The 24922-nt window shown below is 54.3% G+C and carries 22 protein-coding genes and 1 pseudogene; 13 read left to right on the forward strand and 10 right to left on the reverse strand.

What is annotated here, in order from left to right; all coding sequences use genetic code 11:
- The first annotated feature begins 57 nt into the window (after window positions 1-57).
- From rlmN to HA45_RS15775, 9 genes and pseudogenes are all read left to right on the forward strand, one after another.
- A complete protein-coding gene (gene rlmN, locus HA45_RS15735; protein WP_100701282.1) occupies window positions 58-1227 on the forward strand; it encodes a dual-specificity RNA methyltransferase RlmN in 1170 nt (389 codons plus the stop codon).
- Window positions 1228-1303: 76 nt separating this feature from the next.
- Window positions 1304-2038: a type IV pilus biogenesis/stability protein PilW gene (gene pilW / locus HA45_RS15740; RefSeq protein ID WP_100701281.1), complete on the forward strand. Its 735-nt coding sequence runs from the start codon at window positions 1304-1306 to the stop codon at window positions 2036-2038.
- Window positions 2028-3047, forward strand: coding sequence for a cytoskeleton protein RodZ (gene rodZ, locus HA45_RS15745; RefSeq protein WP_100701280.1), 1020 nt, complete (start codon window positions 2028-2030; stop codon window positions 3045-3047). Before pilW ends, rodZ begins: the two co-directional genes overlap by 11 nt.
- Before the next feature lie 38 nt (window positions 3048-3085).
- Complete coding sequence (ispG, locus tag HA45_RS15750; protein WP_100701279.1) at window positions 3086-4207, forward strand: flavodoxin-dependent (E)-4-hydroxy-3-methylbut-2-enyl-diphosphate synthase; 1122 nt, start codon at window positions 3086-3088, stop codon at window positions 4205-4207.
- 106 nt (window positions 4208-4313) lie between these two features.
- Window positions 4314-5588, forward strand: a complete 1275-nt coding sequence (hisS, locus tag HA45_RS15755; RefSeq protein ID WP_100701278.1) for a histidine--tRNA ligase — start codon at window positions 4314-4316, stop codon at window positions 5586-5588.
- Between the two features lie 39 nt (window positions 5589-5627).
- Window positions 5628-6245, forward strand: coding sequence for a YfgM family protein (locus HA45_RS15760; RefSeq protein WP_100701277.1), 618 nt, complete (start codon window positions 5628-5630; stop codon window positions 6243-6245).
- Window positions 6246-6264: 19 nt separating this feature from the next.
- Window positions 6265-7446 (forward strand): outer membrane protein assembly factor BamB, encoded by a 1182-nt coding sequence (gene bamB, locus HA45_RS15765; RefSeq protein WP_100701276.1) that lies wholly within the window; start codon window positions 6265-6267, stop codon window positions 7444-7446.
- A 176-nt stretch (window positions 7447-7622) separates the two neighbouring features.
- Window positions 7623-9116 carry a ribosome biogenesis GTPase Der gene (der, locus tag HA45_RS15770; RefSeq protein WP_100701275.1) on the forward strand — a complete coding sequence of 498 codons (1494 nt, stop codon included), beginning with the start codon at window positions 7623-7625 and terminating at the stop codon, window positions 9114-9116.
- 450 nt (window positions 9117-9566) lie between these two features.
- Window positions 9567-12004 (forward strand): annotated as a pseudogene (locus tag HA45_RS15775) (glucose/quinate/shikimate family membrane-bound PQQ-dependent dehydrogenase).
- Between the two features lie 89 nt (window positions 12005-12093).
- On the opposite strand, the gene HA45_RS15780 reads toward HA45_RS15775, so the two are convergent.
- From HA45_RS15780 to xseA, 4 genes are all read right to left on the reverse strand, one after another.
- The gene (locus tag HA45_RS15780) at window positions 12094-12276 is read right to left on the reverse strand and encodes a con-10 family general stress protein (RefSeq protein WP_100701273.1); all 183 of its coding nucleotides are present in this window, start codon (window positions 12274-12276) and stop codon (window positions 12094-12096) included.
- 106 nt (window positions 12277-12382) lie between these two features.
- The gene (locus tag HA45_RS15785) at window positions 12383-12709 is read right to left on the reverse strand and encodes a protealysin inhibitor emfourin (RefSeq protein ID WP_100701272.1); all 327 of its coding nucleotides are present in this window, start codon (window positions 12707-12709) and stop codon (window positions 12383-12385) included.
- Window positions 12706-13719, reverse strand: a complete 1014-nt coding sequence (locus HA45_RS15790; protein WP_100701271.1) for a M4 family metallopeptidase — start codon at window positions 13717-13719, stop codon at window positions 12706-12708. Before HA45_RS15790 ends, HA45_RS15785 begins: the two co-directional genes overlap by 4 nt.
- A gap of 47 nt (window positions 13720-13766) precedes the next feature.
- Window positions 13767-15140 (reverse strand): exodeoxyribonuclease VII large subunit, encoded by a 1374-nt coding sequence (gene xseA / locus HA45_RS15795; RefSeq protein WP_100701270.1) that lies wholly within the window; start codon window positions 15138-15140, stop codon window positions 13767-13769.
- Window positions 15141-15309: 169 nt separating this feature from the next.
- On the opposite strand from xseA, the gene guaB reads away from it, so the two are divergent.
- Complete coding sequence (guaB, locus tag HA45_RS15800; RefSeq protein ID WP_100701269.1) at window positions 15310-16776, forward strand: IMP dehydrogenase; 1467 nt, start codon at window positions 15310-15312, stop codon at window positions 16774-16776.
- A 72-nt stretch (window positions 16777-16848) separates the two neighbouring features.
- Complete coding sequence (gene guaA / locus HA45_RS15805; RefSeq protein WP_100701268.1) at window positions 16849-18429, forward strand: glutamine-hydrolyzing GMP synthase; 1581 nt, start codon at window positions 16849-16851, stop codon at window positions 18427-18429.
- Between the two features lie 51 nt (window positions 18430-18480).
- On the opposite strand, the gene HA45_RS15810 is transcribed toward guaA, so the two are convergent.
- Window positions 18481-18753, reverse strand: a complete 273-nt coding sequence (locus HA45_RS15810; protein ID WP_128598973.1) for an addiction module antidote protein — start codon at window positions 18751-18753, stop codon at window positions 18481-18483.
- Between the two features lie 306 nt (window positions 18754-19059).
- Here HA45_RS15810 and HA45_RS15815 point away from each other — a divergent pair, with 306 nt between their 5' ends.
- Window positions 19060-19836 (forward strand): DUF3750 domain-containing protein, encoded by a 777-nt coding sequence (locus HA45_RS15815; RefSeq protein WP_100701266.1) that lies wholly within the window; start codon window positions 19060-19062, stop codon window positions 19834-19836.
- A gap of 111 nt (window positions 19837-19947) precedes the next feature.
- Here the strand turns inward: HA45_RS15815 and HA45_RS15820 are convergent, their stop codons facing one another.
- Complete coding sequence (locus HA45_RS15820; RefSeq protein ID WP_058959125.1) at window positions 19948-20127, reverse strand: GDFGVC terminal motif YodC-like protein; 180 nt, start codon at window positions 20125-20127, stop codon at window positions 19948-19950.
- A 273-nt stretch (window positions 20128-20400) separates the two neighbouring features.
- Here HA45_RS15820 and HA45_RS15825 point away from each other — a divergent pair, with 273 nt between their 5' ends.
- The gene (locus HA45_RS15825; RefSeq protein ID WP_100701265.1) at window positions 20401-20895 is read left to right on the forward strand and encodes a helix-turn-helix transcriptional regulator; all 495 of its coding nucleotides are present in this window, start codon (window positions 20401-20403) and stop codon (window positions 20893-20895) included.
- A gap of 2 nt (window positions 20896-20897) precedes the next feature.
- On the opposite strand, the gene mgtE is transcribed toward HA45_RS15825, so the two are convergent.
- The 4 genes from mgtE to ppx form a co-directional block, all read right to left on the reverse strand.
- Window positions 20898-22331 (reverse strand): magnesium transporter, encoded by a 1434-nt coding sequence (mgtE, locus tag HA45_RS15830; RefSeq protein WP_100701264.1) that lies wholly within the window; start codon window positions 22329-22331, stop codon window positions 20898-20900.
- A 126-nt stretch (window positions 22332-22457) separates the two neighbouring features.
- Window positions 22458-22646 carry a YfgG family protein gene (locus HA45_RS15835; RefSeq protein WP_034825717.1) on the reverse strand — a complete coding sequence of 63 codons (189 nt, stop codon included), beginning with the start codon at window positions 22644-22646 and terminating at the stop codon, window positions 22458-22460.
- Window positions 22647-22771: 125 nt separating this feature from the next.
- Window positions 22772-23371 (reverse strand): tellurite resistance methyltransferase TehB, encoded by a 600-nt coding sequence (gene tehB / locus HA45_RS15840; RefSeq protein ID WP_100701263.1) that lies wholly within the window; start codon window positions 23369-23371, stop codon window positions 22772-22774.
- Between the two features lie 27 nt (window positions 23372-23398).
- Complete coding sequence (ppx, locus tag HA45_RS15845) at window positions 23399-24922, reverse strand: exopolyphosphatase (protein ID WP_100701262.1); 1524 nt, start codon at window positions 24920-24922, stop codon at window positions 23399-23401.

Here is a 24922-nt window from a genome sequence, read left to right on the forward strand (position 1 = left end):
GTTTTTTCCTATTCTTAACCAGAGCCGTAACGTGTAACAACGAGGCCAGAGAACATTATGTCCGAACAGATTGTGACGCTGTCGTCCGCTTCCCCCGTGGTTGTTTCCCCAAAAAAAGAAAAAATTAACCTGCTGGATCTTAACCGTCAGCAGATGCGTGAATTCTTTCTCGAAATGGGCGAGAAGCCGTTCCGTGCCGATCAGGTCATGAAGTGGATGTACCACTACTGCAGCGATGATTTCGAGCAGATGACCGACATCAACAAAGTGCTGCGCGGCAAATTAATGGAACGCGCTGAGATTCGTGCGCCGGAAGTGGCGGAGGAGATGCGTTCCAGCGATGGCACCATTAAATGGGCGATTCGCGTCGGCGATCAGCTGGTCGAAACCGTGTATATCCCGGAAGGCGACCGTGCGACGCTGTGTGTCTCCTCGCAGGTAGGCTGTGCGCTGGAGTGCAAATTCTGTTCGACCGCGCAGCAGGGCTTTAACCGCAACCTGCGCGTTTCCGAAATTATTGGCCAGGTATGGCGCGCCGCGAAAATCATCGGTGCGGCCAAAGTCACCGGCCAGCGCCCGATCACCAACGTGGTAATGATGGGCATGGGTGAGCCGCTGCTCAACCTCAACAACGTGGTGCCGGCGATGGACATCATGCTGGATGACTTCGGTTTCGGTTTGTCCAAACGCCGCGTGACGCTGTCAACCTCGGGTGTGGTACCGGCACTGGATAAGTTAGGCGATATGATCGACGTCGCGCTGGCGATTTCTCTGCACGCGCCAAACGATGCCATCCGTGACGAAATTGTGCCGATCAACAAAAAGTACAATATCGAAACCTTCCTCGCCGCGGTGAAGCGTTATATCGGTAAATCAAACGCCAATCAGGGTCGTGTGACCATTGAGTACGTGATGTTGGATCACATCAATGACAGCACCGACAATGCCCATGAACTGGCGGCATTGCTGAAAGACACGCCTTGCAAAATCAACCTGATCCCGTGGAACCCGTTCCCGGGTGCGCCGTATGGCCGCAGCTCGAACAGCCGCATCGATCGCTTCTCTAAAGTATTGATGGATTACGGCTTCACCACCATCGTGCGTAAAACCCGTGGGGATGATATCGATGCCGCTTGTGGTCAGTTGGCGGGCGATGTTATCGACCGTACCAAGCGTACTTTGCGTAAAAAAATGGCCGGTGACACCATCTCTGTGAAGGCGATCTGAAACCCCGTGCCTGGTGATGTTCACCAGGTGTGAGGCGTGGCAGGCTCTTCTCTCGACGTTTGAGGGAGAGAGTGAAATGCGTAAAGGATTACCCGCGATACTGTTCACTGGCTTTGTTGTAACCGGTTGTGTCAACCCTCCGCCGCCGCAAAACGCGGCGGACATCAGGTTACAACTGGGATTACACTATCTGGCGGTGAAGGAGTATGGCGCTGCTCAGCGCAATTTATTCCGCGCTGAGCGCGTGGCACCGCAGGATTATCGTGTGCCGCTGGCGCTTGCGCGGCTGGCACAGGCGCAGCAGAATAGCGCACAGACACATTGGCACTACCAGCGCGCCCAGCAGTTAGCGCCAGCGAATGGCTATGTCGCTAACAATTACGGTGCGTTTCTCTGCGGTTTAAGGCAGTATGACGAAGCGCATCAACAGTTTAAGCTGGCGATGATTGCACAGGAAATCGATGCCCGTCAGGATGCATTTCTGTTTTCGGGCTATTGTTACCTGCAGGCTGGAGAGAGTGCCACAGCGCGCGAGTTTTTAACCAACGCGCTGATTGCCGCACCGGGGCAGGGTGATCAACTGCTTACGGAAGTGGAAAGGCGGCTTAAACAGCAGGATCGCATGGCGGTCCCGCTGCTATTAGAAGTGTACCATCAGCGTTTGCCCGCAACGGCAGAGAGCCAGTGGTTACAAATACGTTTCGCCGCGCAACAGGGAAACGCTGCTGACGTTACACGTTATGGCGACCGGTTGGCGCGAAGTTTTCCACAATCGATACAGTACCAGCGTTATTTAGCTAATGAATACTGAAGCCACTCAAGAGAATTCTGCAGTACATTCCACAGGTGAACGCCTGCGTCTGGCCCGTGAGCAAAAGGGTCTGACTCAGCAAAATGTTGCTGAACGCCTGTGCCTGAAACTTTCTACCGTGCGAGATATTGAAGAGGACAAATCACCGGCTGATTTAGCTTCGACGTTCCTGCGCGGTTACATTCGTTCTTATGCTCGTCTGGTGCATGTACCGGAAGATGACCTGTTGCCGATGCTGGCAAAACAGGCCCCGGTGCGCGCGGCAAAAATCGAGCCGATGCAGAGCTTCTCGTTAGGTAAGCGCCGTAAAAAGCGTGATGGCTGGCTGATGATCTTCACCTGGTTGGTGATTTTTGTCGTCATCGGTCTGACCGGCGCGTGGTGGTGGCAAAACCATAAAGCCTCCCAGGCCGATCTGGTATCGATGGCTGACCAAAATGGCAGCAGCAGCGATAACAGTCAGTCGATTCCGCTCGGTGAAAACAGTACTGACAGTGCCACTGACAGTGATACCAATGCCGCCGGTACGCCGGTGGATAACGGCGCGGGCGCGGTTGCCGCGCCGAATGCTGGCAGCAACAGCAATACTGCTGCGGCCAACACCACTGCGCCTGCGTCAAGCAGTGATAACGCCGTGGTGTCGCCAAGCCAGGCGCCGATAGACAATGCGCCGCCAGCGGCCACGTCTCCGGCACCGGCTAACAGCATTCCTGCAGGCCAGATGCCCACTGCAAACGCAGCGGTGAATCAGCCTGCAGGCGATCCTAATACTGTGGTGATGAATTTCAAAGCTGACTGCTGGCTGGAAGTGACCGATGCCACCGGCAAGAAGCTGTTCAGCGGATTGCAACGTAGTGGCGGTAAGCTCAGCCTGTCTGGAACGCCTCCGTATCGTCTGAAAATTGGCGCACCGAGTGCGGTTGACGTGCAATATCAGAATCAGCCCGTTGATTTAAGTCGTTTTATCCGTAATAACCAGGTTGCCCGTATGACGCTGGGTGCGCAATAACGCGCAGCGCGCTTTCCGGGTAATTGTGGAGAGAGAATATGCATAACGAAGCACCCATTATCCGTCGCAAATCAACACGGATTTACGTCGGCAAGGTGCCGGTTGGTGATGGTGCACCCATTGCCGTTCAGTCAATGACCAACACCCGTACCACGGATGTCGATGCCACGGTCAACCAGATTCGCCAGCTTGAGCGCGTCGGTGTCGATATCGTGCGCGTTTCCGTTCCAACGATGGATGCGGCTGAAGCGTTCAAACTGATTAAGCAACAGGTCAATGTGCCGCTGGTGGCGGACATTCATTTTGACTACCGTATTGCACTGAAAGTCGCCGAGTATGGCGTGGATTGCCTGCGCATCAACCCCGGCAACATCGGCAACAATGAGCGTATCCGCCAGGTGGTGGATTGTGCCCGCCATTATAATATTCCCATCCGTATCGGTGTTAACGCCGGTTCATTGGAAAAAGATCTGCAGGAAAAATACGGAGAGCCGACGCCGCAGGCGCTGCTCGAATCCGCTATGCGCCATGTTGATCACCTCGATCGTCTCAACTTCGATCAGTTTAAAGTGAGTGTGAAAGCGTCTGACGTGTTCCTTGCCGTCGAATCTTATCGCTTACTGGCGAAGGCTATCGATCAACCCCTGCACCTCGGCATCACCGAAGCCGGCGGCTTGCGAGCGGGTTCTGTGAAATCCGCCATTGGTCTTGGGTTGTTGCTGGCCGAAGGGATTGGCGATACGTTGCGAATCTCACTGGCAGCCGATCCGATTGAAGAAGTTAAAGTCGGTTATGACATCCTGAAATCGCTGCGCATCCGCGCACGTGGCATCAACTTCATTGCCTGCCCGACCTGTTCACGTCAGGAGTTTGACGTGATCGGCACGGTGAATGCGCTGGAAGAACGCCTCGAAGACATCATCACGCCAATGGATATCTCCATTATCGGCTGTGTGGTGAATGGCCCCGGTGAAGCCACCGTGTCGACACTGGGTGTCACCGGCGGTAGCCGCAAGAGTGGCTTCTACGAGGATGGCGTGCGTCAACGCGACCGCCTCGACAACGATGACATGATTGATCAGCTTGAAGCGCGTATTCGTGCCAAGGCCAGCATGCTGGATGAAAGTCGCCGCATTAACGTGCAGCAACTGGAAAAATAAGGGAAGGTGCGCGCCCGGCGCGTGCCAGTTTGTGATTGAACCTGTGCGGTTTCATCCTCATAAGGTATGATGCCGGACAGGTTTTTTTGTATTAAGAGATTCTAACGTGGCGAAGAATATTCAAGCGATCCGTGGGATGAACGATTACCTGCCGGCGGATACCGCGATTTGGCAGCGTATTGAAGGCACCCTGAAGCAGGTGCTGGCAAGCTACGGCTTTAGCGAAATCCGTTTGCCGATTGTAGAGCAGACACCGCTGTTTAAGCGCGCTATCGGTGAAGTCACCGATGTGGTTGAAAAAGAGATGTATACCTTTGACGACCGCAACGGTGAAAGCCTGACCCTGCGCCCGGAAGGGACGGCAGGCTGCGTACGCGCCGGTATTGAGCATGGTCTGCTGTACAATCAGGAACAGCGTCTGTGGTACATCGGCCCGATGTTCCGCTATGAGCGTCCACAGAAAGGCCGTTATCGCCAGTTCCATCAGATTGGTGCGGAAGTATTTGGTCTGCAAGGGCCAGATATTGATGCTGAGCTGATCATGATGACGGCACGCTGGTGGAAAGCGCTAGGTATTGCTGAACACGTTAATCTTGAACTCAACTCTATTGGATCACTGGAAGCTCGCGCTAACTACCGCGACGCGCTGGTGGCCTTCCTTGAGCAGCACAAAGACAAGCTGGATGAGGATTGCAAACGCCGCATGTACAGCAACCCGCTGCGTGTGCTGGACAGCAAAAATCCCGATATTCAACTATTGCTGAACGATGCCCCCACGCTGAACGAATATCTTGATGAAGATTCGCGTGCGCACTTTAACGGGCTGTGCAGCCTGTTAGACGACGCAGGAATCGCCTACAGCGTAAATCAACGTTTGGTTCGTGGCCTCGATTATTACAACCGCACCGTGTTTGAATGGGTGACCAACAGCCTCGGCTCGCAAGGCACCGTGTGTGCCGGTGGTCGCTATGATGGTTTGGTTGAACAGTTAGGGGGACGCGCGACGCCAGCCGTCGGTTTTGCGATGGGTCTCGAGCGTTTAGTGTTGCTGGTGCAAGCGGTTAATCCAGAATTTGAACCGACGCGCATTGTTGATGTCTATGTTATCGCTTCGGGGCAGGGCGTTCAGTCCGCTGCGATGCAATTAGCGGAAAAACTGCGTGATGCTGACCCGGCGCTGAAGCTGATGACTAACTTCGGTGGTGGTAACTTCAAGAAGCAGTTTGGCCGTGCAGACAAGTGGGGCGCACGCATTGCGCTGGTGCTGGGCGAAGACGAAATGAAAGCTGGCCAGGTGGTGATTAAAAACCTGAGCACGGGCGATCAACAGACGATTGCGCAAAGCGAAGCCGCTGCGACATTGCGCACGCTGCTGCAGTAAGCGCAGCACTGCAACAGCCATTTAAAGGAGAGGGATTGCGTGGAAGTTTACAGCAACGAAAACGAACAAGTTGACGCACTGCGCCAGTTCTTTGCCAACAATGGCAAAGCGCTGGCTGTAGGGGTGATCATCGGCATCGCTGCGCTGGGTGGCTGGCGTTACTGGTCAAGCCATCAGGATGGTGCGGATAAAGCCGCGTCGGCGCAGTATCAACAACTGACCACCGCGATGCAGGCTGATAAGCCGCAGACGCTGGAAGCGGTTGCTGCCTTTGCTAATGAAAACAACAATACCTACGGCGCGCTGGCCTCGCTGGATCTGGCGAAGCAGTACGTTGAAGCGAATCAGTTAGACAAAGCCATTACGCTGCTTCAGAGCGGGCTGAAAGATACCAAAGATGCCAACCTGCAGGCGGTAATCAACCTGCGTCTGGCGCGCATTCAACTGCAGCAAAACCAGGCCGATGCCGCACTTTCGACTCTTAACAATGTTAAGGGTGATGGCTGGACAGCCATTATTGCGGACATTCGTGGCGAAGCACTGCTGAGCAAAGGCGACAAGCAGGGCGCACGTGATGCCTGGAGCAAAGGCGCTGAATCGCAGGCCTCTCCTGCGCTGAAGCAAATGCTGCAAATGAAGATGAATAACTTAAGTTAAGCCAGTCAAGAGAGCGCACATGGAATTACGTAAATACCTGCTGCCAGGGCTGATTTCAGTCACTCTGCTCAGCGGTTGCTCGCTGTTCAGCGGCGAAGAAGATGTAGTAAAAATGGCTCCGCTGCCGAAAGTGGAAAACCAGTTTACGCCACAGACTGCCTGGAGCACCTCTGTGGGTGACGGCGTTGGCGATTTCTATTCCAATCTGCATCCTGCCTGGCAGGATGGCACCGTCTATGCTGCCGACCGTTTTGGTGTGGTAAAAGCATTGGATGCCAGCAACGGTAAAGAGAAATGGAAAGTTAATCTTTCTGAGAAAACCGGCTTCTTCTCGAAAAACATCTCGGCACTGCTCTCTGGCGGTGTTACCGCCACCAGCGATCGCATTTATATCGGCAGCGAACGCGGCCAGGTATTTGCGCTGAACAACAATGATGGCAGCATCGCCTGGCAGACTAAAGTCGCCGGTGAAGCTTTGTCACGTCCGGTTGTGAGTGATGGCCTAGTTCTGGTGCACACCAGCAACGGTATGTTGCAGGGGCTGGATCAGAGCACTGGCGCGATCAAATGGAGCGTTAACCTCGATATGCCTGCGCTGTCATTGCGCGGTGAATCTGCGCCGACCGTGGCCTTTGGTGGCGCGATTGTCGGCGGCGACAATGGTCGTGTGAGCGCGGTGATCATGAACCAGGGGCAGTTGATTTGGCAGCAGCGTATCTCGCAGCCAAGCGGCGCCACGGAAATCGATCGTCTGAGCGATGTGGATACCACGCCAGTTGTGGTTAACGGCGTGATCTATGCGCTGGCTTACAACGGCAACCTGACGGCGCTGGAACTGCGTTCAGGCCAGATTCTGTGGAAACGCGAAATCGGCGGCGTGAAAGATATGGTGGTTGATGCGGGTCGCATTTACCTGGTAGACCAGGACGACCGCGTGATTGCACTGAATGCTGACGGTGGCGTGGCCATCTGGCGTCAGAGCGATTTGCTGCACCGTAACCTGACTTCACCTGCGCTGTTTAACGGTTATCTGGTGGTGGGTGATAGCGAAGGCTATGTGCACTGGATTAACACCCAGGATGGACGCTTTGTTGCGCAGCAGAAACTGGATAGCGATGGCTTCCAGACGGATCCGGTGGTTGCCGGTGACAAACTGCTGATCCAGGCGAAAGGCGGCGAAGTTTACGCCATCACGCGTTAAGATTGGGCTCTGCGGGAACCGGCTTCCCGCTCGCTAATACGGCTCCTGATTCGTCAGGGGCCGTTTCGTTTTAGTCAGGCATGGTATTCTTAGCGCCTTCAGCCTGACGCCTTCTGGCAAATGTCGTTATAATCACGCCATTCGGGCGATTTATTTTCAAAACTGAGGCAAGTGTTATGGTACCTGTGGTCGCGCTGGTTGGGCGTCCCAATGTGGGAAAATCTACGCTATTTAACCGCTTAACGCGCACACGTGATGCGCTGGTTGCGGATTTTCCTGGACTGACTCGCGATCGCAAATATGGTCGCGCCGAAGTGGAAGGGCGCGAATTCATTGTTATCGATACCGGCGGTATTGATGGCACCGAGGAAGGCGTTGAAAACCGCATGGCAGAACAGTCGCTGTTAGCGATTGAAGAAGCCGATGTGGTGCTGTTTATGGTGGATGCACGAGCGGGTGTGATGCCGGCCGATCAGCAGATCGCCAATCACCTGCGTTCGCGTGAAAAAGCCACCTTTGTGGTTGCCAATAAAACCGACGGTTTAGATCCTGATGCCGCGGTGCTGGATTTTTACGCGCTGGGTTTAGGTGAAATTCATCCGATTGCTGCTTCGCATGGTCGTGGTGTCAACAACCTGCTTGAAGCGGCATTGCTGCCGTGGATGGATGTTGCTGAGCCAGAGAGGGAGTTGACGGAAGAAGAAGAAAACGCCGCTTACTGGGCCGCGTTAGAAGAAGAAGAGGGCGAGAAGGCGCTGGCGGAAGAGGAAGAAGAAGATTTCGACCCAACCACGCTGCCGATCAAGCTGGCTATTGTTGGCCGTCCTAACGTCGGTAAGTCAACGCTGACCAACCGTATTCTTGGCGAAGATCGTGTTGTGGTTTACGACATGCCGGGCACCACGCGCGACAGCATCTACATTCCGATGGAACGTGACGAGCGCGAGTACGTGCTGATTGATACCGCAGGTGTGCGTAAGCGCGGAAAAATCACCGAAACCGTCGAGAAATTCTCGGTAATCAAAACGCTGCAAGCGATTGAAGATGCCAACGTCGTGATGCTGGTGATTGATGCGCGTGAAGGCATCTCCGACCAGGATCTGTCGCTGCTCGGCTTTATCCTGAACAGCGGTCGCTCACTGGTGATCGTGGTCAACAAGTGGGATGGCATGACGCAGGAAGCCCGTGATGAAGTTAAAGAGATGCTGGACTTCCGTCTGGGCTTTATCGACTTCGCACGCATCCACTTCATCTCTGCTCTGCACGGTAGCGGCGTTGGTAACCTGTTCGAATCGGTGACTGAAGCATACGACTGCTCAACCAAACGTGTTGGCACGGCGATGCTGACGCGCGTCATGACCATGGCGGCCGATGACCATCAGCCACCGCTGGTGCGTGGCCGTCGCGTGAAGCTGAAATATGCGCACGCCGGTGGTTATAACCCGCCGATCGTGGTGATTCACGGTAACCAGGTGAAGGATCTGCCAGATTCGTACAAGCGTTACCTGATGAACTACTTCCGCCGTTCATTGAATGTGATGGGTACGCCTATCCGTATTCAGTTCAAAGAAGGCGACAACCCGTTCGCGGGCAAACGCAACCTGCTGACACCGACTCAGCAGCGTAAGCGTCAGCGACTGATGTCGCACCTTAAGAAAAACAAGCGTTAACATCATGAGGGCCCAGACGGGCCCTTATTTTTTGTCCTGCATACGCGTCTCCTGCCTGAAGTATCCCCGCAGAGCACGGCTCCAGCCCGAAGCATCCCCGTAATATCGTCTTAACATCAATAATTACAATTTGATTCAGCGTCATATTTATTAATAACTTATGAATGAATTTGTAGCAAAAATGCTATTGGGCAGTAACTCCTTCGTTATGGATGTTCACTTTCTAATGTACCAGGTGGTACAATCCTGCCGCCTTGAAGCGAGAATCACTCTCAACTGTGATGTGCCCTCGCTCACAAGCGCCGAATTACGGGCATTGCACCCGTACCAATAGATATAAAATAAAGCGTAACGGATTGGTTCCTGTCCCCTTCGTTGGCAGGAGCATTGTCACCGGCTGCCTAAGGTCAGCTGGCACCAGCGCGTTATTTTTTCAGGAGAGATTGTGTTATGGCAGAAAATTCCACTCGTCCCGGCAAAGGGCTGAGTATCTGGTCTGTATTGTTCGGGCTGGTCCTGCTGGCTATCGGCTTGTTCTTCGCCATCGGCGGCGGCAAGCTGGTTTCCCTGGGCGGCAGCTGGTACTTCCTCATTTCCGGTATTGTGATGTTGCTGTCGGCGATTCAGTTTTTCCGCCGTAAGTCATCTGCCGTAACCCTGTTTATTCTGGTTTTCGTCGGAACCCTGATTTGGGCACTGTTCGATGCGGGCTTCCATTTCTGGCAGTTGGTTTCGCGCCTGATGGTACCTGCAGGCCTGATGCTGGTGGCGTTCCTTACCTGGCCCGCGCTGCGTAAGCGTGAAGGCAAAAGCTCTCTGGCTAAAGTTTCCTATGTGCTTTCAGCGGTTATCGCGGTTGGCATGGTGGTCACCTTCGTGCAGATGTTCCAGCCGCACCCAACCGTTGCTTTTGACGGTAAACAGTTGCCGCTGATTCCGGTGGACAAATCTAAACCACAGCAGGACTGGAGCAGCTACGGCCGCACCCCTGAAGGTGACCGTTTCGCGGCGATCGACCAGATCACCCGTGACAACGTGAAAGACCTGCAGGTTGCCTGGACCTTCCACACGGGCGATACCCCAATCAGCCCAACCGGTAACGGCGCGGAAGATCAGCAAACGCCACTGCAGGTTGGCAACACGCTGTACCTCTGCACCCCGCACAACAACGTGATTGCGGTTGCAGCCGATACCGGCAAGCAAATCTGGAAGCGCGAAATCAATGCGCAGGCAGAAGTGTGGAACCGCTGCCGTGGTCTGGCGTATTTTGATGCGACCAAACCAGTACAGCAGCCAAGCCAGCCGGGCTCAACGCCGGTTCCTGCGCCAGCACTGGCGGCAGGTGACACTTGTCAGCGTCGTATTCTGATGAACACCATTGATGCGCGTCTGATTGCCATCAACGCTGACAACGGTGAGTTCTGTGAAGACTTCGGCGATCACGGTGTAGTAGACCTGAAAAAAGGGCTTGGCGCGGCGCCAGATCCACAGTATCAGCTGACTTCAGCACCACAACTGGCAGGCACCACCGTGGTGGTTGGCGGTCGTGTGGCGGATAACGTCCAGACCGATATGCCTGGCGGCGTGCTGCGCGGCTTTGACGTCATCACCGGTCAGATGCGTTGGGCGTTTGACCCAGGCAATGATGATCCAAACGCGGTTCTGATGCCGGGCAAAGACTACACCCGTAGTACCCCGAACTCATGGGCTCCGATGTCTTACGATCCGGCGATGAACACCGTGTTCCTGCCGATGGGTAGCTCATCTGTTGACCTGTATGGTGCAGAACGTACCAAACTGGATCACACCTATGGCGCTTCCATCCTTGCTCTGGATGCGACTACCGGTAAGCAGAAGTGGGTTTATCAGACCGTGCATAACGATCTGTGGGACTTTGACCTGCCAATGCAGCCAAGCCTGGTTGACTTCCCAATGAAGGATGGCACCACCAAGCCTGCAGTGGTTATCGGTGCGAAAACCGGCATGATTTGGGTGCTGGATCGCCTGACCGGCAAGCCTTTGACGAAAGTTGAAGAGCAGCCAATGCCGCAGGGTCATATTCCAAGAGAGCAGTACACCCAAACGCAGCCGCACTCAGTGGAAATGCCAAATATTGGCAACCAGAAAATGACTGAGTCTGACATGTGGGGCGCTACGCCGTTTGACCAGCTGGTGTGCCGTATCGCCTTTAAAGGCATGCGTTACGATGGACTGTTCACCGTACCGGACACCGACAAGTCACTCAGCTTCCCAGGTTCACTGGGTGGCATGAACTGGGGCAGCATCTCGTTTGACCCGAACAACCAGTACATGTTTGTTAACGACATGCGTCTGGGTCTGTGGGTGCAGATGGTTCCTCAGGACACCACGAAATCTTCTGCCAGCAACGGCGGTGAAGCGATCAACACCGGCATGGGCGCCGTTCCACTGAAAGGCACGCCTTACGCAGTGAACAAAACCGCTTCATGTCACCGCTGGGTATTCCTTGCCAGGCACCACCGTTTGGTACGCTTTCAGCTATCGACATGAAAACCCGTCAGATCGTTTGGCAGGTTCCAGTTGGCACCGTGCAGGATACCGGTCCATTCGGTATCAAGATGCGCGCACAGATGCCAATCGGTATGCCAACGCTGGGTGGTACTTTAGCGACTCAGGGTGGCCTGGTGTTCATCGCGGGTACGCAGGATTACTATCTGCGCGCCTTCGATAGTTCAACCGGTAAAGAAGTATGGAAAGCACGTCTGCCAGTCGGCAGCCAGGGCGGTCCAATCAGCTATGTTTCGCCGAAAACCGGCAAACAGTACATCCTGATCTCTGCAGGTGGTGCACGTCAGTCACCAGACCGTGGTGATTATGTGATTGCTTACGCGCTGCCTGACAGCAAGTAAGACCCAGTAAGAAGAAAGGCCGACATCATGATGTCGGCCTTTTTTTTATTAACCATCCGTGGCGCACTTCATTCCTTAAGGTACCTTATTCACTGCGGCTTAGAGGGGCGACGGCTTTTTTGTCCTCCCTTTCTTCCAGCTTCCCTGGCTCTTTCAGGATCGTTTCTGAAATTGCCCCCACTGACTTTGCCGCCAGCACTGCCGGCTTCCCTGGCTCGCTCCGGGTCCTCTGCAAAGTTCCCGGCACCACCTCTTTGCTTCTTTAGTGTCATAGCAGAGACCTCATCTAAGGGTGTTTTCTTCGACGTGGAACTAGCTAGCCACATTAATGATTATAGTCAGTAAGTTAGAGGTTGCTTTGGGAGATCTCCGATAATTTTACTGGCCGTCTCGCCACAGCGCCTGCAACTCGGCTGGGGCGACCTGTTCAGGAATCAAAATCACTATCGATCCCGCTTCCTGATGCGTGGCGTAGGTAATCTGAATGCGAAAATAGCGCTGATCGCCACGTCCGATGGTGGCAGCCTGGTCTTCCGGCTCGCCGAGCGGTAACGCCTGTTGCAGCACGCTGCATACCCGCTGCTTTTGCGGTTCCGGCAGTTGTGCCAGCGCAAATCGGCGCTCGCCACGCAGCCTGGGGATAAAAGCGATGCCCCCTTCACGCGCCAGTTCGATAATGGCGTCATCGGTCAGCTGAATATTCACGTTACGCCTACCTGCTGCCAGGCGGACTGAATGGCTTCCGCCACCGAGCGATTAAATCGTTTACCGGCGTGCTGCACCGTGAAGCCAGCGAAGGTGCTGAAATCCGCATCCTGCGGCAAGGTTTTATCGCAGAGGGTATCGTACCAGGCTTGTCCTGCCAGCTCCCAGGCAAAGCCGCCCAAAGCCTTAGCCGCCAGATAAAATGCCCGATTAGGAATGCCGGAGTTGAGATGCACGCCGCCATTGTCATCGCGCGTGTCGATATAATGATCCATATCTGCAGGCTGCGGATCTTTGCCGAGCATAGGATCGTCATAAGCGGTGCCCGGTGCTGACATGGATCGCAATCCACGGCCTTTGATGCCTGCGGCTAACAACCCTTCACCAATCAGCCAGTCGGCCTGATCGGCGCTTTGCTGTAAGTGGAACTGCTTCACCAGCGAACCAAATACGTCTGACATCGATTCGTTCAGCGCCCCGGATTGCTGAAAGTAAACCAGTCCCGCTTCGTTCTCGGTCACGCCGTGGGTAAGTTCATGCGCGACCACATCAATGGCGATGGTAAAGCGATTAAAGATCTCGCCATCGCCGTCACCAAACACCATCTGCTGACCGTTCCAGAAAGCGTTCTGATACTCCTTGCCGTAATGCACTGTGCCATCGAGTTTCAGGCCTTTGTTATCGAGTGAGTTGCGCTTAAAGATCTGCCAGTAGAAGTCATAGGTGATGCCGAGATAATTCCAGGCCTCTTCAGCCGCAATATCGCTATTGCCCGGCTGGCCTTCATCGCGAATTAAGGTGCCAGGCAGATTTTGCGTATTTTCGGCATCATAGATGGCACGTAACACGGTGCCGGGCTGAGCGGTGGCGGTGTTGGTTGCCCGGTGATTATGTTCAGCCATCAGTTGCTGAACATGGGTGAGGGTGCGGCGAGCGGATTCTTGCGGCGCACCCGAGCAGTGGTCAATGATGTTGCGAAGAATATACGGAGGAATAACGCTGTAGGTCATAGGAACTCCTGGCCGTGAGTGAACATGCCAGAAGTATAGTTTTTCAGCTAGGAGCGTGCTTTGCGGCTGCGTGATTTCTGCGGCTCAAGTGCGGTCACCTGGCTTTCCACCCAGCCATCATCCAAACGGGTGCGCAGTAGATCGCCTTTATGGAGCTGCTGAGTTTTCTTCACCAGCTGGCCTTGGGTATCGGTTGTCACGCTAAACCCGCGAGCCAGTGTAGCGAGCGGACTCACGCCTTCAAGTTGCGCAGCCAGATTGCCAAAGCGCTGACGATTGTGATTGAGCTGCTTCTCCATGCCCTGCTGCAATCGATACTGCCACTGCTGCATCTGTTGCTGCGCACGCAGAATGCGCCCCTGCGGCTGATGATTATTCAGGCGCTGTAACACCCGATCCTGCTGGCGATTGGCCACGCGCAGGCGTTGATCCATCGCTTCACCGAGGCGACGCTGCAACTGGAACAGCGTGGTTTGCTGACGCGCCAGACGCAACTGCGGATGCTGCTGCTGCAAGCGATGCTGAATACGCGTAAAACGACGCTGCTGCTCCGCCAGATAGAAATCCATCGCCATTTCCATACGCTGCTGCTGTGACTGCAAACGGCGCAGCAGCTCAACCTGATTGCGGCTCACCTGTTCTGCCGCTGCAGAAGGGGTAGGGGCGCGCAGATCGGCAACAAAATCGGCAATTGTGACGTCAGTTTCGTGTCCGACGGCGCTGACGATTGGCAGGCGACTGGCAAATATGGCGCGTGCCACACGCTCGTCGTTGAAGCTCCATAAATCTTCCAGCGAGCCGCCGCCACGGCCAACAATCAGCACGTCACACTCATCACGCTGGTTCGCCAGTTCAATGGCACGCACGATAGCTGCGGGTGCATCGACACCTTGCACTGGCGTGGGATAGATAATCACCGGCAACGAAGGATCGCGACGATGCAGCACGCGCAGCACATCATGCAGCGCGGCGCCAGTCGCGGAGGTAATCACGCCCACCTGACGCGCCGGATCGGGCAGCGGCTGTTTGAACTGCTGATCGAATAATCCTTCGGCAGCCAGTCGCGCTTTAAGCTGTTCGAACTGTTGCTGCAAAAGGCCTTCACCGGCCGGATGCATGCTTTCGATAATCAGCTGGTAGTCGCCGCGCGGTTCATACAGCGTAATGCTGGCGCGCACTAAAACTTGCTGGCCATGCTGTGGGCGGAAGGTCACGCGACGGTTACTGTTGCGGAACATCGCACAGCGAACCTGAGCGCCATCATCTTTAAGCGTGAAGTACCAGTGGCCGGAAGAGGGCTGAGTGAAATTCGAAATTTCAGCACTGAGCCACACCAGGCCCATCTCATTTTCCAGCAGTTGGCGCACCGTGGTATTCAGGCGGCTGACAGTAAAAATATTGGCGGTTGGCGGTAGCGACATGTGATGTAGATCAAATTTTAAATCAGAGGGTTAATCAACCGATACTACATTGCTCACTCGGAGGATCAAGACTTTTTCCTAAAAAACACTGGAGGCAATCGATTTCGGCCTGTATAATGCCGCGGCAATATTTTATCTGTTTTAATCGCCCCCAGGTGGAGATATTGCAATGCTAAGAATCACTAAAGAAGCCCTCACTTTCGACGACGTTCTGCTCGTTCCAGCTCACTCCACTGTGCTACCAAACACCGCTGATCTCAGCACCCAACTGACGAAAAACATCCGTCTGAACATCCCTATGCTGTCTGCTGCAATGGACACCGTGACCGAAGCCGGTCTGGCAATTGCATTGGCACAGGAAGGCGGTCTGGGCTTTATCCACAAAAACATGTCGATTGAGCGCCAGGCGGATGAAGTTCGCAAAGTGAAAAAACACGAAAGTGGCGTAGTGACCGATCCGCAAACTGTACTGCCTACCACCGCACTGGCGGCAGTGAAAGAGCTGACCGAGCGCAACGGCTTTGCGGGTTATCCGGTTGTGAACACCGACAACGAACTGGTCGGTATCATTACCGGTCGTGACGTGCGTTTTGTGACTGACCTGAGCCTGCCAGTTTCCGCAGTGATGACGCCAAAAGAGCGTCTGGTCACCGTGAAAGAGGGTGAAGCACGCGACATCGTACTGCAGAAAATGCACGAAAAACGTGTTGAGAAAGCGCTGGTTGTTGACGATAGCTTCCACTTGCTGGGCATGATTACCGTTAAAGATTTCCAGAAAGCAGAGCGTAAACCAAACGCCTGTAAAGACGCTGAAGGCCGTCTGCGTGTCGGTGCTGCAGTGGGCGCAGGTGCGGGCAACGAAGAGCGTGTTGATGCGCTGGTGGCTGCTGGTGTTGATGTGCTGCTGATTGACTCGTCACACGGTCACTCTGAAGGCGTTCTGCAACGTATCCGTGAGACCCGTGCTAAATATCCAAATCTGGACATCATCGGTGGCAACGTGGCGACCGGTGCGGGTGCATTGGCACTGGCCGAAGCGGGCGTGAGCGCCGTGAAAGTCGGTATCGGTCCGGGTTCAATCTGTACTACCCGTATCGTGACCGGCGTTGGTGTTCCACAGATCACCGCTGTTTCAGATGCAGTTGAAGCGCTGGAAGGCACCGGTATCCCGGTTGTGGCCGATGGCGGTATTCGTTTCTCTGGCGACATCGCGAAAGCCATCGCCGCAGGCGCAGCCGCTGTGATGGTGGGTTCAATGCTGGCGGGTACTGAAGAATCTCCGGGCGAAATCGAGCTGTATCAGGGCCGTTCGTTCAAATCTTACCGCGGTATGGGTTCACTGGGCGCGATGTCTAAAGGCTCATCTGACCGTTACTTCCAGACCGATAACGCCGCTGACAAATTGGTACCAGAAGGTATCGAAGGTCGCGTAGCGTACAAAGGCCGTCTGAAAGAGATCGTGCACCAGCAAATGGGCGGTCTGCGCTCTTGCATGGGCCTGACCGGTTGCCCAACTATCGACGATCTGCGCACTAAAGCAGAGTTCGTGCGCATCAGTGGCGCAGGCATCAATGAAAGCCACGTGCACGACGTGACCATCACCAAAGAGTCACCTAACTACCGTATGGGTTCATAATCCCGTAAGATTCAACGCCCGGCACCTGCCGGGCGCTTTTATTATTAAGTCCATCCCAATGGAAACGCCTCAATGACGACTGAAAATATTCATAAACATCGCATTTTGATCCTCGATTTTGGTTCTCAGTATACGCAGCTGGTCGCACGTCGCGTGCGTGAGCTGGGCGTCTACTGCGAGCTCTGGGCGTGGGATGTCACCGAAGAGCAGATTCGTGGTTTCAACCCAAATGGCATCATTTTGTCAGGTGGCCCGGAGAGCACCACTGAGCATAACAGCCCGCGTGCACCGGAATACGTGTTTAACGCTGGCGTGCCGGTGTTGGGCGTGTGCTACGGCATGCAGACCATGGCGATGCAGCTGGGCGGTAAAGTTGAAGGCTCTAACGAGCGTGAATTTGGTTATGCGCAGGTTGAAGTGCTGACGCAGAGCGCGCTGGTCCGTGACATCGAAGATGCCATCAGCGCCGCCGGCAAACCGTTGCTAGACGTGTGGATGAGCCACGGCGATAAAGTCACCGCTATCCCGGCTGGCTTTGAAACCGTTGCCAGCACCGAAACCTGTCCGTTTGCCATCATGGCGAACGAAGAGAAGAAATTCTACGGCGTACAGTTCCACCCGGAAGTGACGCATACCCGCCAGGGCCTGCGCATGCTGGAGCGTTTTATTCGCGACATCTGTGGCTGTGAAGCGCTTTGGACCCCAGCTAAGATCATCGAAGATGCCGTTGAGCGTCTGCGTGAGCAAGTGGGTGAAGACAAAGTGATCCTCGGCCTGTCAGGTGGCGTGGATTCTTCTGTTACCGCGATGCTGCTGCACCGCGCCATCGGTGACCGCCTGACCTGTGTGTTCGTGGATAACGGCCTGCTGCGTCTTAACGAAGCAGAGCAGGTGATGGACATGTTTGGCGACCACTTCGGTCTCAACATCGTTCACGTGGCCGCTGAAGACCGTTTCCTCGATGCGCTGGCCGGCGAGAACGATCCAGAAGCCAAGCGTAAGATCATTGGCCGCGTGTTCGTCGAAGTGTTTGACCAGGAAGCATTGCGTCTGGAAGACGTGAAGTGGCTGGCGCAAGGCACCATCTATCCTGACGTGATTGAGTCTGCGGCTTCTGCCACCGGCAAAGCGCACGTGATCAAATCGCACCACAATGTGGGCGGTTTGCCGAAAGAGATGAAGATGGGTCTGGTTGAGCCGCTGAAAGAGCTGTTCAAAGACGAAGTGCGTAAGATCGGCCTGGAACTCGGCCTGCCATACGACATGCTGTATCGTCACCCGTTCCCAGGTCCAGGTTTGGGCGTGCGTGTGCTGGGCGAAGTGAAGAAAGAGTATTGCGACCTGCTGCGTCGTGCCGATGCAATCTTCATCGAAGAACTGCATAAAGCTGACCTGTACAACAAAGTCAGCCAGGCCTTCACCGTGTTCCTGCCAGTGCGCTCTGTCGGCGTAATGGGCGACGGTCGTAAATACGATTGGGTTGTTTCACTGCGTGCGGTTGAGACCATCGACTTCATGACCGCGCATTGGGCGCACCTGCCGTACGATTTCCTCGGCCGCGTCTCCAACCGCATCATCAACGAAGTGAACGGCATTTCACGCGTGGTTTACGATATCTCAGGTAAGCCACCGGCCACGATTGAGTGGGAGTGATTTCCGCTGATTGAATTGCCTATCAAGCCCGCTTAAATGCGGGCTTTTTATTTAGAGGTGAGGGATAAGCCTAACGCCCGCCGCACGAGTAATCTCTGTTAGGGTAGTGAGCGTTGGATTTCCTTTTTCTGAGAGCGTTTTGTACAACTGCTGGCGCGACAACCCCGATTTGCGAGAGATTTCGCTAATGCCACCCCGGGCTTCAACTACCCGGCGAAGGGCGATCAGAAAGGCAGCTATCCCACCTTCTTCGTAGATATCTTCCAATGCCGTTTGCAGGTAGATTTCAGTGTAATCAGGGTTTTCTCGCAGCTCTGCTACCATCGCATCGTCGTGACTGACTGCTTTTTCTTTGGTGCAGATTGAGTGATGATAGTCATGCTGTTACCTCGGTGTGTTGCATTGCGTCCTCGCAAGCATTCAATCCAGCAAAAATTGTCTTTTATAAGCGACATTGATGCAACGCAAGGGTTAGAGAAGTGTGTGCATCTGCGAGATATACGCCATTCTTTTATTGCCAACCGACATACATTTTCAGTGCAATTTGTCCTATCGCATAGTTAGTGAATACAAACTCACCACTATCAATGCATGATGGCAGGTGAATTGTTACTCATCAGGATGCCGTCGATGCTGCCACTGAAAGCCTTTCTACTCTCTTTCCTCTGTATTGTGCTGCTCTCACTGGCGGCCAGTCTGGCGCAGGCCACGCGCACCGGTGAGTTAACCAGTGAGCGCGGTGGATGGGCGACGGCGCGACGAGATTCGGCCGGGATAGCGCCGGATCCGCATCAATATGCCAATCTGGCCATCGTACAGGTCTATGCCGCACCCACCTACGGCTGGAAGGGCGCCGTCGCCGTGCATCCATGGATCATTTTCAAACGCGCGGGAGAGACGAAGTACAACCGTTATGAAGTGATCAGCTGGGGCAGCGGTGTCAAAGTGCGACGCAACTCCAATCTGCCCGATGGATACTGGTACGGCGCAAAACCGCGTTTGCTGGTGGAGCATCGTGGCAAGGAAGCTGAAGCGATGATTCCACAGATTGAAGCGGCGATAAAATCCTATCCGTGGCCAACGACCTATCACGCGTGGCCGGGGCCCAATAGTAATACCTTCATGGCGCACATTGGACGTGAAGTGCCTGCGTTGAAGCTGGATTTGCCTGCCAATGCTTTAGGCAAAGATTATCGCTCACTGCTTCATCCAATTGGATTACCGCCGTCGGGGCGCGGTGTGCAGGTGTCAATTTTAGGTGTGCTGGGCGTGACGGTTGGCGCAGAAGAAGGTCTGGAAGTGAATGTGCTTGGGCTGAATCTTGGGCTCGATTTCACGCCACTCAAGTTGCGCTTACCCTTTATTGGCGGGATTGGACGAGACAATTTGCAGAAGGACAATCCGTGATTGTGCCTGTAGCGCAATAAATTGCGCCGCTACGGCTTGATGCGTTTTGAGATTGTCTGATCCAAATCGCACGATTTGTAACGGCGCGATTTATCGCGCAACCGAAGAGCATCAACACACGCCGAAATCACCTTCTTCGTGATACAAATTCACGCTATCCGCCCTGACTTCGATCTCACGCTTAATGGCGTCATCAACGCGTGCACACCATAGCAACTCACCTTCAACCCGTGTGACCTGCATCTTTGGGCCACCGGTCTTCGACTGCACAAAATCATCAACTTTAAACATGCTGTTTCTCCCTCAGGTAAGTGATAGCGCTAAGTGTATATGCGCTTGAACTCAGGCGCGCTCGAATTTGTGCGCTGTTTTCCAACAACAATATAAGTATGGGATACCAAGGCATTTCTTGTTTTTTCTCACTTTGAATACTGCTGACATAGCATCTGAAAATTGGTGAAGGTTGTCAATTGACAACCTAAAATTCAAAGTATAAGGTGGCATGCAATGTCAGAAATGAAGCGGCATCCTCATAAAGAAATCGAAATTTTCTAAGGATCAAAAATGGAATTTGAATTCACGTTACGTTTTCAGTTGAGTGAAGCTGTTTCAGACGATGGGGTTCTGGAGCGACTCGGTGCTGCAGGCTCTACTGATGCGCTGGTGGGCACCGGCGTGGCAGGTAAATTGAGTCTGATGTACTGCCGGGAAGCGGAGAGTGCACAGCAAGCGATTCGCGATGCTTTAGCCGAAGTCATTCAGGCTTTACCCGATGCTGAACTGATTGAAGCGTCCCCGGATCTGGTCGGCCTTACGGACATCGCCGAGTTGATCGGCGTGTCGCGCCAGAATATGCGCAAGCTGATGCTTGCCCACAGTCCGCAGTTCCCACGTCCGGTTCATGATGGTAAAACCGCGCTGTGGCATCTTGTCGATGTGGTGGAGTGGTTAAATCTAAGAGGCTCTGCCCGCGTGACACCAGGCATCAGTGAACTGGCGCGCGCAACGTTGCAACTCAACTTGCAGCAGGCGCTGCAACGTTACGCGCACTGTCTTTGAACTCAGTGGTGCAGTAAAAACACCGTCGCCAAACCGAGGAAAATAAAGAAACCGCCAGTGTCGGTGATGGCAGTGATCAGCACGCTGGAGCCCACGGCCGGATCGCGTTTCATCTTGGTCATGATCAACGGAATCAGCACACCCATTAGCGCCGCCAGCAGCAGATTAAGCACCATGGCTAGCATCATTACGCCACCGAGTTGCAGGTTGTCGTACATCAACCAGGTGACGGCCCCCATAATTCCACCCCAGAACAGGCCGTTAATCAGCGCAACGCCGAGTTCACGTACTACCAGGAAGGAAAAGTTACCCGGTTCCACTTGATGCAGCGCCAGCGCACGCACAATCATGGTGATGGTCTGATTGCCGGTATTACCGCCAATCCCGGCCACAATCGGCATCAGTGCCGCCAGCGCCACCAACTGGGAAATGGTGGCTTCAAACAAGCCAATCACGCGTGAGGCGATAAATGCCGTACACAGGTTGACCGCCAGCCACGCCCAGCGTTTACCCACCGCTTTGCGTACCGGCGCGAACACATCTTCGCCCTGGCTGATACCACCCATCTTACGGATATTGCTCTCGTTCTCTTCGTTCACCAGATCGATCACGTCTTCCACGGTGATACGCCCAATCAACTTGCCTTTAGCATCAATAACGGCGGCGGAGATCAAGTTATAACGTTCGAACGCACTGGCCGCTTCTTCGGCTTTGTCATCGAGCTGGAAGGTGGTCGGGCGCGAATTCATGACTTCTGAAACCAGCGTTTTTGGCTTGTTGAGCAAGATATCGGTCAGTGTTAACTCACCCAGCAACTGATTCTGCTCGTCGGTGATGAAGATTTTATCGGTGCCACCCGGCATGCTTTTGCGCTTGCGCAGAAAGCGCTGTACGGTGGCGAGGGTCACGTCAGAGCGGACGGTAAGGATATTGAAATCCATCACCTGCCCCACGCGGTCGCGATCCAACTCGATCACTTCCAGCAGGCGTGCGCGCAGGTTAGGTTCCAGCGTGGTGAGTAAACGTCCGGTTAAATCGCGCGGCAGATAGCGCGCCAGATATACCTGATCGTCGATGTCCAGCGGCTCAATAGCGTGCAGAATCTCGCGATCAGTCATACCTTCCGTCAGGCTGGCCCAGACGGTTTCGGAAGCTTCGACCAGCACGCGACCGCGCTGCTCAGGGGGCACAAGGCGCCATAAAGCCAGACGCTCTTGTTCGGGTAGTGCTTCGAGGATATCCGCTAAGTCAGCAGCATGCAGTAGCTGCAGCTCTTCTTCCAGCTGGTGGCGCCAGTCGGTGATCTCCCGCAGTTCTGCGGCATTGAGATCAATCGATTTATCCAGCAGCACATCAACGAGATCGTCTTCGCTGAGGAGCAGATGCAAGATGCGCTGGCGGATTTCAGTTAATTGTTGTGCATACGGAGCAGACATAACGCGTCCCTTGTGTCTGTAAAGTCAGGTCAAAGTGTAGCGCGTTGCGGGTAATCAGGGCGTATTTAGCAGCATTGTCACAAACGGGCAATGTGAAGCGACAAGCAACGATGACCCGCAAGTTCCTTAGCGCGAATCGCTGGTGCTCAGTGTGGTAACCGGCTCAGGCGCGGCTTTTTTCTGCTGATGATGCTCAATAGCACCGGGAATGATAAAAATCAGACGGCCAACCAAAATAAAGAAACTGATCAGCAAAATAATGCGAGTCATGGTACCGGTTTTGGGACGTCTTCGTGCAGGGATGGCGCTGTTCACGCGGGGTGGTTCCTGTAAATGCCCGGCTGGGCGGTGGCAATATTTAGTCACAGTTGCAACTTCAGGTCAATCGCTGTGTGAAAAATGAGCAGAGAGCGTTAAGGCCGCCTGAAGCGGCCATAACTTCAATAACTGGCTTTTTGCGCCAGCAGCGTGGCGAAACGGTATTTAATGCGATCGCCGTTTTCATCCCGACGATGCAGTTCACCGATATCTTCGTTGTATTTCACGATGTGCCAATTGCGGTAGTATTCGCTCAACTCACCGGATTTAAAGGCAAACGGGAAGTTTTGCGTATTCGGATAATCATCCGTATTCATCGCTGCCACAATCAGGTTATAGCCATACTTCACCGTGCTCGCCTGCATGTCGGCAATCAACTGCGGGATGGTTTCCGGTTGCAGGAACATCATCACCACAGTTGAAAACACGAACTGATAGCCACCGTTGAATCGCACCTGATTGAGATCGCACAGTTCGGTGCGGATGTTCGTCAGATGCTCTTCATGGATAATGCTATTCAGGCGCTCAAGGCTGACCGGATTGCTATCCCAGGCGGTAACGTCAAAGCCATGTTGATTGAGGAACAGGCTGTTACGACCCTGACCACTGCCGAGATCCAGAGCCTTACCCACTGTCAGTTTTGGCAGTGCAGCCAGCACCTCGGAGTGGGTGGGCGTCATGCCATACTTATCCGCAAAATAATTGTCGGGTCGTATTGTCATAGCGATACAGCGGGCCAGCAGCCCGCGTTACTCCTCTTCCAGCGTCAGTTTCCAGCCGGTGACATCGTTCCAATAGGCCTGCTCGCGCTCCAGATCCAACTGCACCAGCGTGTTCTGGCTCAGGAAGCCGCGCGGGAAGGTCAGCGTCCAGTTGCTGTCATCCGCTTTGAGCTTGAGTGAATCCGGTTTGGTGGTGGCCTGACGTTGATTATTTAACAACGTGCCCAAACGTAGCAGGAACACCATCGGCAGGAACTGTTTCTTTTTGAACAAGGTGAAACGTGGCATCTCATCCTGCTTCACCGCTTTACGATGGTAGCGTACCAGCGTCGCCAGCAGCATCTGTTGATCCTGGTTAAACCCGGGCATGTTTGAGTTCTGCAGAATGTAAGCCGAATGACGTTGCATGCCGCTGTGGTTGATGGTCAACCCGACTTCATGCAAGAGCGCAGCCCACTTCAACAGTGCTGAAAGCTGAGGATTCGCCTGCTTGGGATTTTGATCCAGCCACTGCAAATAAAGCTGCTCGGTGGTTTCCAGCACGCGACGCGCCTGATCGCTATCAATCACGTAATGGTTGGCCAGACTTTGAGCGGTGCGGCTGCGAATGTCCTGATGGCGGAAACGGCCCTCCATCTCGTACAGCACGCCTTCACGCAACGCGCCGTCGGACAGGCGCAGCTCACGGATTGCCAACGCATCAAACGCACCACACAGAATCGACAGGCCCGGCACAAACACCGCTTTACGTTCTTCCGACAAACCCGGCAGGCTTAGCGCGTTGAAAGACTTGTGCTTCAACACTTCGGACACCAGCATTTCCAGCGTTTCCGGGGTGATCAGCTTCTCTTTCTCGCCCATTGCCAGCAACACTTCGCAGGCCGCTTTGATCGAACCGGACGCGCCCAGCGCATACTGCCAGCCGTGCAGACGATACTGCCACGCCATGGTTTCTAACTTCTGTGCGGCAGACAATCGCGCACGACGGAAGTTTTCCGGTGTGATTTCCCCTTTCGGGAAATAGAGATTGGCGAAGCTGACACAACCCATGCGGCGGCTTTCGACCAACTGCGGTTCAAAATCTTCACCAATCACCAGCTCAGTTGAACCACCACCGATATCGATGACCAGCTTGCGGCCTTTTTCCGGCTGCGTATGCTCCACGCCCATAAAGATCAGACGCGCTTCTTCGTTGCCGGAAATCACCTCAATCGGATACGGGATCACTTCAGCTGCGCGCTGCAGGAACTCTTCCGCATTGGTGGCAATACGCAATGTGTGCGTGCCAACAATAGTGACGTTTGCCGGGCTGAACCCCTGCAAACGTTCCGCGAACAGTGCGAGGCAGTTCAAGCCGCGCTCCATCGCCTCATCGCTTAAGCGGTTCTGAGCATCCAACCCGTCGGCCAGATGCACACGCTGCTTTAAGCGCCCCAGCACTTGCATGGCACCATCGACCACACGGGCAATCACCATGTGGAAACTGTTTGAGCCCAAATCGATGGCAGCAAATTCCTGCGGTTTCGGCGTACTTTTATGGGAAATTGGCAT

It is taken from the genome of Pantoea rodasii, assembly GCF_002095465.1.
In the GTDB taxonomy this organism is placed as follows: Bacteria; Pseudomonadota; Gammaproteobacteria; order Enterobacterales; family Enterobacteriaceae; genus Pantoea; species Pantoea rodasii.

Bases quoted from the DNA above. Each gene is read 5' to 3' on its own strand.
- ispG (WP_100701279.1), top strand. From the start codon at position 3,086: ATGCATAACGAAGCACCCATTATCCGTCGCAAATCAACACGGATTTAC.
- HA45_RS15820 (WP_058959125.1), bottom strand. From the start codon at position 20,127: ATGTTTAAAGTTGATGATTTTGTGCAGTCGAAGACCGGTGGCCCAAAG.
- mgtE (WP_100701264.1), bottom strand. From the start codon at position 22,331: ATGTCTGCTCCGTATGCACAACAATTAACTGAAATCCGCCAGCGCATC.
- ppx (WP_100701262.1), bottom strand. From the start codon at position 24,922: ATGCCAATTTCCCATAAAAGTACGCCGAAACCGCAGGAATTTGCTGCC.
- pilW (WP_100701281.1), top strand. From the start codon at position 1,304: ATGCGTAAAGGATTACCCGCGATACTGTTCACTGGCTTTGTTGTAACC.
- der (WP_100701275.1), top strand. From the start codon at position 7,623: ATGGTACCTGTGGTCGCGCTGGTTGGGCGTCCCAATGTGGGAAAATCT.
- HA45_RS15790 (WP_100701271.1), bottom strand. From the start codon at position 13,719: ATGACCTACAGCGTTATTCCTCCGTATATTCTTCGCAACATCATTGAC.
- bamB (WP_100701276.1), top strand. From the start codon at position 6,265: ATGGAATTACGTAAATACCTGCTGCCAGGGCTGATTTCAGTCACTCTG.
- HA45_RS15780 (WP_100701273.1), bottom strand. From the start codon at position 12,276: ATGACACTAAAGAAGCAAAGAGGTGGTGCCGGGAACTTTGCAGAGGAC.
- HA45_RS15810 (WP_128598973.1), bottom strand. From the start codon at position 18,753: ATGGTAGCAGAGCTGCGAGAAAACCCTGATTACACTGAAATCTACCTG.
- HA45_RS15815 (WP_100701266.1), top strand. From the start codon at position 19,060: ATGCTGCCACTGAAAGCCTTTCTACTCTCTTTCCTCTGTATTGTGCTG.
- guaB (WP_100701269.1), top strand. From the start codon at position 15,310: ATGCTAAGAATCACTAAAGAAGCCCTCACTTTCGACGACGTTCTGCTC.
- HA45_RS15825 (WP_100701265.1), top strand. From the start codon at position 20,401: ATGGAATTTGAATTCACGTTACGTTTTCAGTTGAGTGAAGCTGTTTCA.
- rodZ (WP_100701280.1), top strand. From the start codon at position 2,028: ATGAATACTGAAGCCACTCAAGAGAATTCTGCAGTACATTCCACAGGT.
- xseA (WP_100701270.1), bottom strand. From the start codon at position 15,140: ATGTCGCTACCGCCAACCGCCAATATTTTTACTGTCAGCCGCCTGAAT.
- rlmN (WP_100701282.1), top strand. From the start codon at position 58: ATGTCCGAACAGATTGTGACGCTGTCGTCCGCTTCCCCCGTGGTTGTT.
- guaA (WP_100701268.1), top strand. From the start codon at position 16,849: ATGACGACTGAAAATATTCATAAACATCGCATTTTGATCCTCGATTTT.
- tehB (WP_100701263.1), bottom strand. From the start codon at position 23,371: ATGACAATACGACCCGACAATTATTTTGCGGATAAGTATGGCATGACG.